Genomic DNA, 14,757 nt, shown 5'->3' with positions numbered 1-14,757 from the left:
GCCTACATGCTGGCGTCGGCGGTGGGCATGGTGTGGGGCGGTTTTCTTGCGTCGAAAGCAGACCGCCATGACAGGACGATTGCACTGGCATTTGCCGCTGCGGGCGTGTTCGCGCTGATCCTGGCGGCAGGTGTCGTGCCGCCCGTGTTGGCCATCGTCCTGATGGGCGCCATCGGATTCGGCGCCGGCGTCGCTGGTCCGTCGCGTGATCTGCTCATTCGCGCTGCGGCGCCGAAGAATGCGACAGGGCGCGTGTACGGCGTGGTCTATTCGGGCCTGGACATCGGGCTTGCCACTGGCCCGCTGCTGTTTGGCGCCCTGATGGATGCGGGACATCCATCCTGGGTCTTCATCGGTATCGGCCTGTTCCAAGGGCTGGCAATTCTGACCGCCGTCGGTGTGGGAACGAACACGGCACGGAAGGCCGTCAAGGCGCAGGCCGCCTGATCGCTTACAATCCCGGCTTGAACTTGACCTTTTTTCATCCGGGAGGAAACGATGGCTTTTGCGACCTGTGACATTTGCGATGCGAACGAAGACAAGATTGCTGCCGGCACGCTGTCCGCGCTGCCGCCGGTGTTCCAGAAGTTCGGCAAGCGCACCGCATTTTCAGGGCAGGCGGCAACGCTGAAGGTATTCGAGGACAACGTGCTGGTCCGTGCCGCACTGGAAACGCCGGGTAACGGCCGCGTGCTGGTGGTCGACGGCGGTGGCAGCCTGCGTTGCGCGCTGGTGGGCGGCAACCTCGGCGTGCTGGCGGAAAAGAACGGCTGGGCCGGCATCCTGGTCAACGGCTGCATCCGCGATTCGGAAGAGATCAACGGCTGCGACATCGGCGTGCGTGCGCTGGCGACTCATCCCCAGCGCAGCATCCGCAAAGGTGTTGGCGACAAGGACCTGCGCGTGTCCATCGCGGGCGTCGCAATCAATCCGGGCGACTGGATCTATGCCGACGCAGACGGCGTCCTCGTCGCCGCGCAGAAGCTGGACTGAGCGGGGTCCAGGAATGACGACCGCGGGCAATGATCCCGCATTTGCGACCCAGCCCATCCTGCAGTCGCTGCCGGCGGCGGTATCGAAGCAACTGGCATCGCTGCCGGTGCTGGAACTGCCGGGCGGTACGCAAGTGTTCGAAACACAGGCGCGGTGCAGCGGCTTCCCGATCATCCTCTCCGGCACTGTGCGTGTGTTCAAGCATCTCGCCAACGGGCGTCGCATCGAGCTGTATCGTGTGACGCCCGACGAGGCATGCATCCTGTCGATGGGATGCCTCCTGGGCGACGGCCGGTATCCCGCCACGGGTGTCACGTCCGGGACGACCCGCGTGATCGTGATGCCGCCGGCGCTGTTCAACGAATGCCTTGCATCCGACGAACGCTTCCGCACCGCTATTTTCCGTACACTCGGCGATCGCCTGGTGAATACCATGGAATTGGTTGAAGAAGTGGCGACGTTGCGCCTGGACGTTCGACTGGCTTCCGCCTTGCTGGCGCATGCGAACGCGGCGCCCGTTGCGGTTGACGGACGTGTGCAGGTTGCCGTCACTCACCAGGAGCTGGCCGACGAGTTGGGAACGGTGCGTGAAATGGTCAGCCGCTTGCTAGATGACCTCGAAGGGCAGGGCATGGTCGAACTCGGGAGGGGACGAATAAGTATCCGCGATGCCGGCAAACTCAGGAAACTGGCCGAGATGCGCTAGTTATGTAACCGGAGTTACATACATGGGACAGCAGCGCCGCTATTCTGGCCTTGTTCATTCAACCCATGGAGCGTGTCATGAAAGCAAACGTCGGTACCGTCGACAAGATCATCCGTCTGGTTCTTGCGCTGGCCTTGTTCAGCCTTTATTTCATCCTGCCCGGCGAGCAGAAGTGGTTCGGCCTCGCGGGATTCATTCCCTTGCTTACCGGACTGGTGAGCTGGTGCCCCTTGTACACGCTGTTCGGTATCAATACCTGCAGCCGTTAATGGCGGTGACGGTGGTGGATGTCCGGAAAATGCGGATGCGCGTGCGTTAGTGCTGCATGCTCGTGCGGATGCACATGCGGCTCCTTGCCGTCCCAAGGGAAATCGTGCGTGTGCTGGTGATGGGCGTCGTGGTAATGCGGATGGGCGTGCATCATCTTCTCATGCGTGTGTTCATGGTCATGCGACTCGGTCAGGTGCAGCCAGATGCCGGCCGCCATCAGCGCCGCTGCAATCCAGAACGCCGCTCCCGGCTGGTCGCCCAACAGGACGAGCGAAATGACGGCGCCAACGAAGGGCGCGGCCGAGAAGTACGCGCCTGTACGCGCCGTTCCCAGATGGCGTAGCGCCAGCACAAACAGGACCAGGCTCAATCCGTAGCCGGCGAAACCGACCAACCCCGCAACTGCCGCCTGGCTCGCACCGGGCAAGGGAAGTTCGAGCCAGGCCAGTGCAAACGCGAGATTGACCATGCCCGCCACCAGCCCCTTGATCGCCGCGATCTGCACGGCATCGCTGGCAGCTACCTTGCGCGTGAGGTTGTTGTCGATGGCCCAGCTCAGGCAGGCGCCGATAATGCAGAGCGCGCCCCAGAAGTCGCCGCCCGCCGCGCTGCCAGTACCGGCCGATAGCAGGACACCGCCTGCAATGATGAGCAGCATGCCTGTAAAGATGCGCCGGTCGAATTGTTCGCGGAATACGAACCACGCCAGCAGCGCCGTCAGGACGCCTTCCAGGTTGAGCAGCAGCGAGGCCGTGGACGCCGCTGTCAGGCTCAGGCCTGTCATTAGCAGGACCGGTCCGATGATTCCTCCGCTCAGTACTGCGCCGGCTAGCCATGGAACATCAGCGGCGGAAAGAGGCGCCTCATTCGCCGTGTCAGCGCGCATTGCCCGCCTGGCACCAAGCCATGCTGCGAGGCCGAGCCCGCTCCCTGCATAGAGCAGGCCGGCGAGCAGGACCGGCGCGACGTCGCCGACGAGCAATTTGGCAAACGGCGTGCTGGCGCCGAACAGGATTGCCGCCAGCAGCGCATGTGCAATTCCGATGCGCATGAATAATTGACTCGTTGAAGGAACTGCCATCTTCTCACGACATGAGAATTATTAACGGAAAGACCACGGAAACCGTTTGTCCGTTCCTTGCGCCATTCGGGCGAACGATTGTCGGAGAAGGCGGTCGTAAAGCCCAGTCCGGATACTTGTCTTTTTCGTCAAAATTCCACATCTCGAAATTTCTATTTCGCAATGTGAAAAACGGTGTGTGCAGAGCGGTGTAAACTTATTTCATTTTAAGAAAAAACATTCCGTATCGCGAAATGAAAATGTCAAGTATTTGAAAATAAAGGATAAATATTTACTTATATGTCTTATATAAGACCTTGTTGCCCCGCAAAATTCAGCATATGATTCAGCCATCAAGTTTTCTTTTTTCTTCATTGCTTTACATAGGAGAATGACCATGGCAACTCGCGAACAGCAAATCAAAGATCTGGAAAAAGACTGGGCTGAAAATCCCCGCTGGAAGGGTATCAAGCGCAACTACTCCGCAGCCGACGTCGTTCGCCTGCGCGGTTCCAAGCAGATCGAATACACCCTGGCCAAGGAAGGCGCGGAAAAGCTGTGGAAGAAGGTCAACGGCGGTGCAAAGAAGGGCTATGTGAACGCCTTCGGCGCCATCACCGCAGGCCAGGCAATGCAGCAGGCCAAGGCTGGCCTGGAAGCCGTCTACCTCTCCGGCTGGCAAGTCGCTGCCGACGGCAACACCTCCGAAACCATGTACCCCGACCAGTCGCTGTACGCCTACGACTCCGTCCCGACCATGGTTCGCCGCATCAACAACACCTTCAAGCGTGCTGACGAGATCCAGTGGTCGCGTGGCATCAACCCGGGCGACGAAGGTTTCATCGACTACTTCCTGCCGATCGTTGCTGACGCAGAAGCCGGTTTCGGCGGCGTGCTGAACGCCTTCGAACTGATGAAGAACATGATTGCTGCCGGCGCAGCAGGCGTGCACTTCGAAGACCAGCTGGCTGCAGTGAAGAAGTGCGGCCACATGGGCGGCAAGGTGCTGGTTCCGACGCAAGAAGCGATCGAGAAGCTGGTTTCCGCACGTTTCGCAGCCGACGTCATGGGCGTTCCGACCATCGTCCTGGCACGTACCGACGCTGAAGCAGCGAACCTGATCACCTCCGACCACGACGCCAACGACAAGCCGTTCCTGACCGGCGAGCGTACCCAGGAAGGCTTCTACCGCGTCAAGAACGGCCTCGAGCAGGCAATCAGCCGCGGTGTCGCCTACGCTCCGTACGCTGACCTCGTCTGGTGCGAAACCGGCACGCCGGACCTCGGCTTTGCACGCGAATTCGCACAAGCAGTTCACGCTGCATGCCCGGGCAAGCTGCTGTCCTACAACTGCTCGCCGTCGTTCAACTGGAAGAAGAACCTCGACGACAAGACCATCGCCGAATTCCAGGAAAAGCTGTCCGAACTGGGCTACAAGTATCAGTTCATCACCCTGGCCGGTATCCACATCAACTGGTTCAACACCTTCCAGTTCGCGCACGCATATGCTCGCGGCGAAGGCATGAAGCACTATGTGAACATGGTTCAGGAGCCGGAATTCGCAGCACGCGAGCGCGGCTACACCTTCGTGTCGCACCAGCAGGAAGTCGGCGCAGGCTACTTCGACGACGTGACCACCGTGATCCAGGGCGGTTCTTCCTCCGTCAAGGCACTGACCGGTTCCACCGAAGAAGAGCAGTTCCACTGATCTTCCGGATCTCCGGGCTTGAAATGAAAAACCGCACCTTCGGGTGCGGTTTTTTTATGCCTTCAGCGGAATGGCTCAATGGTGAGTATGACCGTGCGCCATGCCGGTGTTTTCGTGCCCGTGCAATTCTTCCCGCGCCTGGCGCACCACGCTGAATGACGCCTTCAGCGCAAGCACGCCCATGAAGGCGGCAACCAGCCAGTCCGGCCAGCCGCGTCCGGAGCCGAATACGCCCGCCGCGGCCAGCATTACCGCGACATTCCCGATTGCGTCATTACGCGTGCACAGCCAGACGGAACGCATGTTGGCGTCGCCGCTGCGATACGCATACAGGAGACCGGCGACGCCAAGGTTCGCGCATAGTGCGAGCAAGCCGATCGCGCCCATCGTCATTGGCTCCGGCACGACGCCGGAAGCGATGCTCCAGGCAGTCTTCGCCAGTACGAAGATGCCGAACGCTCCCATGCACAGCCCCTTGAACAAGGCAGCGCGGCTGCGCCAAACCGCGGCCATCGACAGTACCAGCAGCGCCACGCCGTAGTTGGCGGCGTCGCCGAAGAAGTCGACTGCATCGGCCAGCAGCGACGTAGAAGAAGATTCGACGCCGCCGGCAAGTTCGATGCCGAACATGGCAGCATTGACAACAAGCGCGATCCAGAGCGCGCGCCGGTAGCGCGGATCCTGCGAAGCCTTCGGCGGGTGGGAATGGGCGCAGCAATGGGCAGACATGGAACTCTCCTTCAGCAATATTTGCCTATTACAGACCCTGTACCTACTATAGGGTCAAGCATTGCCCGAAAGGATGAGGATGAAAATTGGTGAACTTGCCAAAATGTCAGGTTGTGAAGTCGAGACAATTCGCTACTATGAGCGGGAAGGACTGATTCCCGTGCCGCCGCGTACGGAAGGAAACTACCGGAGTTACAGCGCGCAGCATGCGGAGCGCCTGATGTTCATCCGTCACTGTCGGTCGCTCGGCATGTCGCTGGACGATATCCGCACCCTGCAGCATTTCCAGGACCAGCCGGAACTCGCATGCGATGAAATCAATGCGATGCTCGACCGGCACTTGGCGCAGACCGAGCAGCAGATCGCGGCGTTGTCGCGCCTGCAGAACCAGTTGCAGACCTTGCGCAATACCTGCCGTACGCAGCTCGATGCCGGGCACTGCGGCATCCTGCAAAACCTCCAGAGCGCCGCCAGCAGCAGCGAATGCGTTTGCCATTCCGGGCATGAACCCCACTGATGCTTGGTAGAATGGGCACCCTTTCGACCACTCGATACCGGATTTCCCCATGCTGAGTTACCGCCACGCCTTCCACGCGGGCAACCACGCCGACGTTCTGAAACACGTCGTGCTCATCCAGTTGCTGCGTTACCTCGGCCAGAAAGAGACGCCGTACATGTACATCGACACCCACTCGGGGGCGGGCGTGTATGCACTCGATACGGGCTTCGCCAACAAGAGCCGCGAATATGAAACCGGTATCGCGAAACTCTGGGACCGCAAGGACCTGCCGGAGCCGGTGGCCGAATATATGCAGCTCATCAAGGACATGAATCCGGCCGGCAAAATGCGCTATTACCCCGGCTCGCCGTACTGCGCCGACCAGGTGGCGCGCGAGCAGGATCGCATCCGTCTGTTTGAACTGCATCCGAGCGATGGCAAGCTGCTTGAAGACAATTTCCGCAAGCTGGAAGAGCACGCTGCAGCACAAGGGCAGCGCAGCGGACGCGGCAAGCGCGTGATGATCACCAAGGATGACGGCTTCGTCGGCCTGAAGTCGCTGTTGCCGCCGCCGTCGCGCCGCGGACTGGTGCTGATCGATCCGCCTTACGAGGTGAAGGACGATTACCGCCGTGTCAAGGATACGCTGGCCGATGCGCTTACTCGTTTCCCAACGGGTACCTATGCCGTCTGGTATCCAGTCCTGCAGCGCATGGAATCGCGCGAGCTGCCCGACAAGCTAAAGCGTTTGCAGGGCAAGGACTGGCTGAACGTTACACTGTCGATCGGCGCGCCTTCGCCGGATGGCTTCGGCCTGCACAGCAGCGGCATGTTCGTCGTCAATCCGCCGTGGACGCTGGAACCCATGCTGCGTGACATGATGCCTTTCCTGGTCAGCGCACTGGGACGCGACGGACAGGCGAAATTTACCCTCGAAAGCGGCGCGCCGGTGACCGGTATGCGAGCTCCACGAAAGGTTTGAAGCGAGCGGGAATTCCACGGCGGGTCGGCTGTCTGCCTAAATGTATCAGTTTGAAATCGCTGAATCCGTAACGGTACGCGGTCCGTACAATGGTTGATGCAGCAGCGTTTTCGATCACATTGCTTGCCGACCGGTACATCGTCATGGATAACCTTGCCCGCGATTTCATATTCGAAAATCCTGTGCACGCGCATCGTGCAAGGGACTTCTTCCTCGCACGCCAGCCTATCCTCGACCGGAAGCAGCAGCTGTTTGCCTACGAGCTCCTGTTCCGCGAGGCAGGTGCCGACGCGGCGAACGTCACCGACGACCTGTCGGCTACCGCCTCGGTGATTGCCCATGCCGCCGAACTCGGCATGGGCAACGTGATCGGCAGCTCGCTCGGATTCATCAATGTCGATGCAGCCGTGCTGCTGAGCGACTTCATTTATTTCCTCCCCAGGGACAAGGTTGTCCTGGAAATTCTCGAGACGGTGGAAGTCGACGGGCGCATCGTCGCGCGCGTCGAGGAGCTTGCAGCGGAGGGGTATGCGATTGCACTCGACGACGTGGTGGCGGAGTCGTCCAATGTCCGCAAGCTGTTGGGGCTGGCGGACATCATCAAGGTCGACATCAGCCTGATCGGTGAGGAGCGCATCGCTTCGCTTGCGCGCAAGTTCAAGCGGGCGGGCAAGCGGCTGCTGGCGGAGAAGGTCGAGACGCATGCGCAGTTCCGCCATTGCCTCGAGCAGGATTTCGATTACTTCCAGGGCTATTACTTCGCCAGGCCCACGATTCTGGCCGGCAGGAAACTGAAGCCGTCCCAGATCGCCATCATGCGGCTGATAACCCAGCTCGCATCGGATGCCGAACTCACGGCCATCGAAAGCAGCATCAAGCACGATGCTTCGCTGGGGATGAGCCTGCTACGCCTGGTGAATGCACCGGGCGCCGGTGTACCTGAGCAAATCCATTCCCTCGGACAGGCCATGAAGGTGCTCGGCCGGCAGCAGATCCAGAGATGGCTGCAGATCCTGCTCTACGCCGAATCGGAAAAGGAAAAGACCGCAGCGTCGCCTCTGCTGGCGCTGTCCACCACGCGCGGACGGTTGCTCGAACTGATCGCCGATGCCATCCGCCCAGGGGATCGCCGGATTGCCGGTATTGCCTTCACTGTCGGTATCCTTTCGCTGATGGATGCGCTGTTCGGCTTGCCGATGGAGGAAATCCTGCGCCATCTTGCGGTTGCTACCGAGGTGCGGGACGCCTTGCTGGAGCGGCGCGGTATTTATGGCGACATGCTGTGGCTGGCCGAATGCATCGAAAATATCGATACCTCCTGCCCGCATTTGACACCCTTGCTCGACAGGCTAGGGCTTTCTGTTGAGCAACTCACTGCCTTGCAAGTTGCCGCCTTTGAATGGAGCGATGCGGTCGCCAGCTCGCCCTAAATACCGGAAGTCGCCTTTGCGCTATACCCCCGGCGGGCGAGGCCGCTACAATATGCCGCATGAACAAGGCTTTTGTTAAAGAATCCGACGGTGACGACGACGACCTCGAAGGTGCGTTGCCCGCCATCCCGGCCGGATCGAAGAATTACATGACGCCGCAGGGCCACCAGCGCATGAAGGATGAACTGCTGCGCCTGATCGACGTCGACCGGCCGGAAGTCGTCAAGATCGTATCGTGGGCGGCCTCCAACGGCGACCGCTCGGAGAACGGCGATTACATCTACGGCAAGCGACGCCTGCGCGAGATCGACCGGCGCATCCGCTTCCTTACCAAGCGCCTGGACCTTGCTGAAGTGGTGGACCCGAGCGTGCACCACGGCGGCGACCAGGTTTTTTTTGGTGCAACCGTCACCTATGAAAACCAGGCCGGCGAGGAACATACCGTGACCATCGTCGGCATCGACGAACTCGATCCCCTGAACGGCAAGATCAGCTGGATTTCCCCTGTCGCACGCGCGCTGACCAAGGCGCGCGAAGGCGATTCCGTCGTCCTCAAGACGCCGGCGGGTCTGGATGAACTCACCATCCTCGAAGTCAGCTACCCGGCGAAATAATCCCCGCGCCGCATGCGTCCGGGCTGGCTATCCGCCGGTGCTGTCGCAAGTCGTCAAAGTACCGTCACATTTCCGGTACAAAATTTGCAAGAAGAAAAATATCCTATAAAAAAACCAGCACCTGCCAATGACGATTATCTATTCCAGCCTCAACCATGCGTTGCGCGTTCCCCTTGCCGCTGAAGTGCATTCGCGGCCCTTTCTCCGCCTTGAGGCGCCGGAGAGCCTGACGCACATTGCCGTCTACGCACGGCAAGAGGGTGATCCGACGACGTCGAACGCCGCCGTACAGCACGGCTTCCTCGCCGCGCTGTGCACGCATTTCGGCGTCACGCCGCCGCTGCAGGAAGCCAAGTACTTCTTCCATGACTTCGGCCGATTCCGCCTGAAGTGGGAGTGCCACACGGAGTTTGCTACCTTTACCTTCGCCGGGCGGCACGAGGCAGGCTCCGTGGCGGAATCCTTTGAACGCGTTCCCTTGTTCCAGCTGCCGCAGGAGTGGCTGGTCAGCCTCAAGGGCAAGATGATGGTCGCGGCGCACGTGGTCCTCGACAAGTCGAACGCGAGCGCAGAAAAGTTTGCTGACGGCTTGCGGGACGTCTTCGAAGGCAACATGCTGGTCGGCAGTCACGTGCTGCAGGGCGGGGAGGTCTGGACGGACTTCCTCATCCAGTCCGACGGCTTCAGCCGTTTCGTGGTGCGCGATGTCGGCCTGCATGAACAGCAGGCTGGACGGTTGGTACAGCGTGTGCTCGAAATTGAAACATACCGGATGATGGCCTTGCTCGGCCTGCCCCACGCACAGCAGGCGACACCCGTGCTGAATGCGATCGAAGGTGAGCTGGTGACACTAACCGCGGCGATGGTGAATACCGACACCTCCAACGGTAACCAGCTGCCCGACACCGACGATGAGCAGGTCCTGCTCGGCACCATCACCGGACTGGCGGCGCGCATCGAAAAGCTTTCACTGGCCAACAGCTACCGGTTCTCCGCGTCACAGGCGTACTTCAGCCTGGTGCATGCGCGCATCGAAGAGTTGCGCGAAACGCGCATCGAGGGTTTCCCGACTGTCGGCGAATTCATGGACCGCCGGTTGACGCCAGCGATGAATACCTGCCAGGCGATCGCGCGTCGGCAGGAGGCACTGGCCGAGCGTATCGCCCATTCCAACGACCTGCTGCGGACTCGCGTTGGTATCGTGCAGGAACGGCAGAACCGGCAGATCCTGCATTCCATGAACACCCGGGCCGCGCAGCAGCTTCGTCTGCAGCAGGCGGTCGAGGGCTTGTCCGTGGTGGCGATTTCGTATTACTCGGTGGGCTTGCTCAGCTATGTGGGGAAGGCCGCCAAGGCAGCCGGCTGGCCTGTGAATCCGGATATTGCAAGCGGCTTGCTGCTGCCTGTGGTTGCGCTGGGTGTGTGGCTGGGATTGCGCAGGATGCACAAGAGCATCCACAGCTGAAAGCGTAAAGGATTGTAGGGTGGGTGGGGCCGCCGAGGTAGAGCGCAGCGAAACCCACCATCAAACGCATTTAGGGCGCACGGTGGGTTTCGCTTCGCTCTACCCACCCTACGGTTCTTGATGGATCAGCCTCTCTCGCGGAGTATGCGTGCGACGCCAGGAATCTTCCGCACATTGCGGATCAGGCGTGCAAGGTGGATGCGGTCCTCGACCTGCACAGTGAAGTGCAGCTGCTTCATTAGGTGGTCGCGGTCATCATCCATGCCGACATAGGTGATATTGGCGTCGGACTCGCCGATCTCCGCAGCCACGCGCGCGAGCACGCCTTTCTCATTGTCTACGAGTACCCTGATGCGGCAGTCGAAGCGACGCGTCAGTTCTGTATCCCATACCAGCTCGATCCAGCGGTCCGGTTCCTTTGCATGCTGGCGCTTGGCGACATCGCAGTCAGTGGTATGTACCACGATGCCTTGGTCACGCTTGAGCTGACCGGTGATGCTGTCTCCCGGAATCGGCTGGCAGCATTGCGCAAGCTGCACCGACACGCCTTCATTGCCGTTGATGACAACCGGGTCGAGCTTCTGGCTCTTTTTCTCGTTGTCGAGCGGCGGAAGCTCGTTGTCCGGGTCGCTTTCCATCAGCGTGCGGATATGGCGCGCGACGAGGGTCGCCATGCGCTTGCCCACGCCGATGTCGGCATAGAGTTCGTCCAGCGATTTCGCGCTGGATTCATTCAGCAGTTTCTCCACCAGTTCAGCCGGCAGTTGCGGATCGATGTGCATCGCCACCAGCGATTGCGCCAGCAGGCGCTTGCCCAGTTCGGTCGATTCCGCCAGGTTGATGGTGCGCAGGTGATGCCGGATTGCCGAGCGCGCCTTGCCGGTGCGGACGAAGGTCAGCCAGTTCGGGCTCGGACGCGACGTAGGCGCGGTCACGATTTCCACGATGTCTCCATTGCGCAGCTCGGTACGCAGCGCGGCATGCTCATGGTTGACGCGCGCGCCGATTGCCTGGTCGCCGATGTCAGTGTGGATGGTGTAGGCGAAATCGAGCACTGTCGCGCCGCGGGGCAGGGCGATGATCTTCGACTTCGGCGTGAAGACATAGACCGAATCCGGGAACAGGTCGACCTTGACATGTTCGAGGAACTCAGCGGAATCGCCGGTCTGCTTCTGGATGTCGAGCAGCGACTGCAGCCAGGCGTGCGTGCGCTGCTGCAGGTCGGTCAGGCTGGCGTCGGAATCCTTGTACAGCCAGTGCGCCGCCACGCCGGCTTCGGCGACGTGGTGCATGTCCTGGGTACGGATCTGGAACTCGACCGGCGTGCCGTAAGGGCCGATCAGGGTGGTGTGGAGCGACTGGTAGCCGTTCAGCTTCGGGATGGCGATGTAATCCTTGAACTTGCCCGGCATCGGCTTGTACAGCGCGTGCAGGGTGCCGAGGGCGACATAACAGTTGGCGAAGCTGTCGACGACGATGCGAAATCCGTAGACGTCGAGCACCTGCGAAAAGGAGAGGTGCTTGTTGCGCATCTTGCGGTAGATGCCGTACAGCGTCTTTTCGCGTCCGTAAACCTGCGCCTTGATGCCGGTGGCCGCCAGCGTGTTGTTCACCGATTCGAGGATCTTGCTGACCACTTCGCGCCGGTTGCCGCGCGCGGCTTTCACGGCCTTGGACAGTGTGCGGTAACGCACCGGATAGAGATGCGAGAACGCCAGGTCCTGCAGCTCGCGGTAAATGTTGTTCAGGCCGAGGCGGTGCGCGATCGGCACATAGACTTCCATCGTCTCGCGCGCGATGCGGCGCTTCTTCTCCGGGCTCATGAAGCCCAGCGTGCGCATGTTGTGCAGGCGGTCGGCCAGCTTGACGAGGATGACGCGCACGTCGCGCGCCATGGCCAGCAGCATCTTGCGGAAGTTTTCTGCCTGCGCTTCGATCTGGCTCTGGAATTCGATCTTGTCCAGCTTGGACAAACCGTCGACCAGCGTGGCGACGGGAGCGCCGAAGCGCTCGATCAGTTCTTCCTTCTTGACGTCCTGGTCTTCCATGACGTCGTGGAGCAGGGCGGCCATGATGGCTTGCGCGTCGAGCTTCCAGTCGGCACAGATTTCCGCAACGGCAATCGGATGCGAGATGTAGGGCTCGCCGGATTTGCGAATCTGGCCGAGGTGCATTTCATCCGAAAAGCGATAGGCCTCCTTCACCTTCTTCATTTCGGAAGACGTGAGGTAATCGCCCAGCTTGTTCATCAGCAGGGTAACGGAAGCCACGCCCGCGGTCTGGGCGGCGTTGTGGTCGGACTTCAGGGGAGTGTCGGGATGATTCTTGGAGGCCGGGCGATCGGACGATGCCCGGTTATTCGGGGCGACTGATAGTGCAGAATCTGGTTGGGTCAGGTCCATACAGTAAGCTTATCAGCCGCATGGCCGGTGGCGCTACTTAGCTCGGGACTTTTTTCAGCATTTCGATGCCGACCTTGCCGGCAGCGATTTCGCGCAGCGCGACAACCGTCGGTTTGTCCTTGGCTTCGACTTTCGGGGTATGGCCTTGCAGGAGCTGGCGGGCGCGGTAGGTCGCGGACAGGGTCAGCTGGAAGCGGTTCGGAATCTGTTTGAGGCAATCTTCGATGGTAATACGGGCCATAAATGCTCCTGAAAAAATCTGTGTCAGCTCGGATTGGCGTGAATGCCCAGCTGGGCAAATAGGGAAGCGTTGCGCGCGGCCTGTTGCGCGAAGCGGCAACGGGATGCTTTGACGATTGCAGTCAATTCCGACAAAGCAGTCGCAAACTCTTGATTAATAATAACATATTCAGACTCCGGGGCGTGTGCGATTTCGCCGCCGGCGGCCAGCAGCCGGCGTGTAATCACATGTGCCTCGTCCTGGCCGCGCTTCTTCAACCGTTCTTCCAGCGCGTCGATCGATGGCGGCAGGATGAAAACCTGGACGGCGGACGGAAACTGCTTCTTGACCTGCTGCGCGCCTTGCCAGTCGATTTCGAGCAGGACATCCCGGCCGGCTTTCATCTCCTTTTCGATAATCAGGCGCGAAGTTCCATAGTAATTACCGTGGACTTCGGCTGACTCCAAAAATTCCCCGGCTTCGCGCCGCTTGAGGAAATCCTCGACGGTTGTGAAGTAGTACTGGCGACCATGCTCTTCGCCCGGCCGCGGCTGGCGGGTGGTGTAGGAGATCGACAGCTTGATGGTCGGTTCCTGCGCCAGCAGGGCATTGACCAGGGTCGACTTGCCGGCGCCGGAGGGGGCAACCACCATGAACAGGCTGCCGGACGGGTTGAGTGATTCGGTCATAAACTGGGCTTGTTGTGATGTAAAAAAGGCAATGCCGGGTTCATTCGAGATTCTGAACCTGTTCCCGCATCTGCTCAATGAGCAGTTTCATGGCCATCGAGGCGTCGGACAGTTCCTTCAGTGCGGCCTTGGAGCCGACCGTGTTCGCCTCGCGGTTCAGTTCCTGCATCATGAAATCGAGGCGCTTACCGACTTGTCCGCCCTTTTTCAGGATGTGCCGGGTCTCGGTAAGGTGGGCGGACAGGCGGGACAGTTCTTCCGCAACGTCAATGCGGATGCCGTACAGCGTGACTTCCTGGCGGATGCGCTCCAGCGCTTCCTCGCGCGACACGGTGGTGGCGCCATTGGGCGCGGCAACGCCGAGGGCTTCCTTCATCCGCTCGGTCGCCTTCTGCTGGAATTGTGCGATAGCCTGAGGAATAAGGGGGGTAATGCGCTGGACGATGGCTTCCATCTCGTCGACGCGCGACAGCAGCATCGTCTGCAGAGCGGCGCCTTCGCGGGCACGGGTCTCGATGAATGCATTGAGTGCATCGCCGATCAGCGCTTGCACTTCAGTCTGCAATGCTTCCTGTCCGGCTTCGGCATCGGCGATCACGCCGGGCCAGCGCAGCAGTTCGTTGACGGTGAGCAGCTGCGCGTCGGGGAAGCGCTGGCGCACTTCCTGTTGCATCCTCGACAAGGCGTCGAGCAGCTCGCCGTTCAGGTTCTGCACGCCGCCTGTTGCTGCCTTGCGTCCGAAGCTGAGGCGGCACTCCACCTTGCCGCGGCTGAGGCGCGCCATGATGGCTTCGCGCAACACCGGCTCGAAGCTGCGGAACTCGTCGTTGATACGGAACTGGAGGTCGAGGAAGCGTGAATTCACGCTTTTCAGTTCGACGGTCAGGGTGCCCGCATCGGTCTCGCGGGTGGTGACCGCATAGCCGGTCATGCTAGAGATCGTCAAAATGTTTCCTTGCTTTACAAATCAGTGATTTATCCCACACAATC

At 60.4% G+C, this 14,757-nt stretch carries 16 protein-coding genes; 10 read left to right on the top strand and 6 right to left on the bottom strand.

Features of this window, described 5'->3' with window-relative positions:
* The 4 genes from AYR66_RS14920 to AYR66_RS14905 all read left to right on the top strand — a co-directional run.
* A partial coding sequence (locus AYR66_RS14920; RefSeq protein ID WP_141104249.1) for an MFS transporter occupies nt 1-447 on the top strand: 447 nt, incomplete at its 5' end.
* Between the two features lie 51 nt (nt 448-498).
* Nucleotides 499-993 carry a ribonuclease E activity regulator RraA gene (gene rraA, locus AYR66_RS14915; RefSeq protein ID WP_088708144.1) on the top strand — a complete coding sequence of 165 codons (495 nt, stop codon included), beginning with the start codon at nt 499-501 and terminating at the stop codon, nt 991-993.
* Nucleotides 994-1,006: 13 nt separating this feature from the next.
* The gene (locus AYR66_RS14910) at nt 1,007-1,699 is read left to right on the top strand and encodes a Crp/Fnr family transcriptional regulator (RefSeq protein WP_170942155.1); all 693 of its coding nucleotides are present in this window, start codon (nt 1,007-1,009) and stop codon (nt 1,697-1,699) included.
* Between the two features lie 77 nt (nt 1,700-1,776).
* The gene (locus AYR66_RS14905; RefSeq protein ID WP_088708142.1) at nt 1,777-1,968 is read left to right on the top strand and encodes a YgaP family membrane protein; all 192 of its coding nucleotides are present in this window, start codon (nt 1,777-1,779) and stop codon (nt 1,966-1,968) included.
* Here the strand turns inward: AYR66_RS14905 and AYR66_RS14900 are convergent.
* Nucleotides 1,965-3,020 (bottom strand): DMT family transporter, encoded by a 1,056-nt coding sequence (locus tag AYR66_RS14900; protein ID WP_088708141.1) that lies wholly within the window; start codon nt 3,018-3,020, stop codon nt 1,965-1,967. The two genes, AYR66_RS14905 and AYR66_RS14900, sit on opposite strands and share 4 nt — an antisense overlap.
* A 400-nt stretch (nt 3,021-3,420) precedes the next feature.
* Between AYR66_RS14900 and aceA the strand changes: the two genes are divergently transcribed.
* Nucleotides 3,421-4,737 carry an isocitrate lyase gene (gene aceA / locus AYR66_RS14895; RefSeq protein WP_088708140.1) on the top strand — a complete coding sequence of 439 codons (1,317 nt, stop codon included), beginning with the start codon at nt 3,421-3,423 and terminating at the stop codon, nt 4,735-4,737.
* 75 nt (nt 4,738-4,812) lie between these two features.
* On the opposite strand, the gene AYR66_RS14890 is transcribed toward aceA, so the two are convergent.
* The gene (locus AYR66_RS14890; RefSeq protein WP_088708139.1) at nt 4,813-5,466 is read right to left on the bottom strand and encodes a cation efflux transmembrane domain-containing protein; all 654 of its coding nucleotides are present in this window, start codon (nt 5,464-5,466) and stop codon (nt 4,813-4,815) included.
* A 79-nt stretch (nt 5,467-5,545) separates the two neighbouring features.
* On the opposite strand from AYR66_RS14890, the gene cadR reads away from it, so the two are divergent.
* From cadR to AYR66_RS14865, 5 genes are all read left to right on the top strand, one after another.
* Nucleotides 5,546-5,983, top strand: coding sequence for a Cd(II)/Pb(II)-responsive transcriptional regulator (gene cadR / locus AYR66_RS14885; RefSeq protein WP_088708138.1), 438 nt, complete (start codon nt 5,546-5,548; stop codon nt 5,981-5,983).
* 49 nt (nt 5,984-6,032) lie between these two features.
* On the top strand, nt 6,033-6,947 hold the full coding sequence (locus AYR66_RS14880) for a 23S rRNA (adenine(2030)-N(6))-methyltransferase RlmJ (protein WP_088708137.1): 915 nt from the start codon (nt 6,033-6,035) through the stop codon (nt 6,945-6,947).
* Between the two features lie 89 nt (nt 6,948-7,036).
* Complete coding sequence (locus AYR66_RS14875) at nt 7,037-8,377, top strand: EAL and HDOD domain-containing protein (protein WP_234814911.1); 1,341 nt, start codon at nt 7,037-7,039, stop codon at nt 8,375-8,377.
* Between the two features lie 59 nt (nt 8,378-8,436).
* The gene (greB, locus tag AYR66_RS14870; RefSeq protein WP_088708136.1) at nt 8,437-8,991 is read left to right on the top strand and encodes a transcription elongation factor GreB; all 555 of its coding nucleotides are present in this window, start codon (nt 8,437-8,439) and stop codon (nt 8,989-8,991) included.
* 127 nt (nt 8,992-9,118) lie between these two features.
* Entirely contained in the window at nt 9,119-10,456 is a 1,338-nt protein-coding gene (locus AYR66_RS14865; RefSeq protein WP_088708135.1) for a DUF3422 family protein, read from the top strand.
* Nucleotides 10,457-10,581: 125 nt separating this feature from the next.
* Here AYR66_RS14865 and AYR66_RS14860 read toward each other — a convergent pair whose 3' ends face one another.
* The 4 genes from AYR66_RS14860 to AYR66_RS14845 are packed head-to-tail and all read right to left on the bottom strand — an operon-like array spanning nt 10,582 to nt 14,698.
* Nucleotides 10,582-12,858 carry a RelA/SpoT family protein gene (locus tag AYR66_RS14860; RefSeq protein WP_088708134.1) on the bottom strand — a complete coding sequence of 759 codons (2,277 nt, stop codon included), beginning with the start codon at nt 12,856-12,858 and terminating at the stop codon, nt 10,582-10,584.
* 37 nt (nt 12,859-12,895) lie between these two features.
* Nucleotides 12,896-13,099, bottom strand: a complete 204-nt coding sequence (rpoZ, locus tag AYR66_RS14855; RefSeq protein ID WP_088708133.1) for a DNA-directed RNA polymerase subunit omega — start codon at nt 13,097-13,099, stop codon at nt 12,896-12,898.
* Nucleotides 13,100-13,122: 23 nt separating this feature from the next.
* Complete coding sequence (gene gmk / locus AYR66_RS14850) at nt 13,123-13,767, bottom strand: guanylate kinase (RefSeq protein WP_088708132.1); 645 nt, start codon at nt 13,765-13,767, stop codon at nt 13,123-13,125.
* Nucleotides 13,768-13,807: 40 nt separating this feature from the next.
* The gene (locus AYR66_RS14845) at nt 13,808-14,698 is read right to left on the bottom strand and encodes a YicC/YloC family endoribonuclease (RefSeq protein ID WP_088708131.1); all 891 of its coding nucleotides are present in this window, start codon (nt 14,696-14,698) and stop codon (nt 13,808-13,810) included.
* Nucleotides 14,699-14,757 lie beyond the last annotated feature (59 nt).

Origin of the sequence: Noviherbaspirillum denitrificans, assembly GCF_002211445.1 — a bacterium.
GTDB lineage: Bacteria > Pseudomonadota > Gammaproteobacteria > Burkholderiales > Burkholderiaceae_D > Noviherbaspirillum > Noviherbaspirillum denitrificans.
The sequence above is the reverse complement of the archived record's forward strand: the minus strand, read 5'-3'. Positions and strand labels throughout refer to the sequence as shown.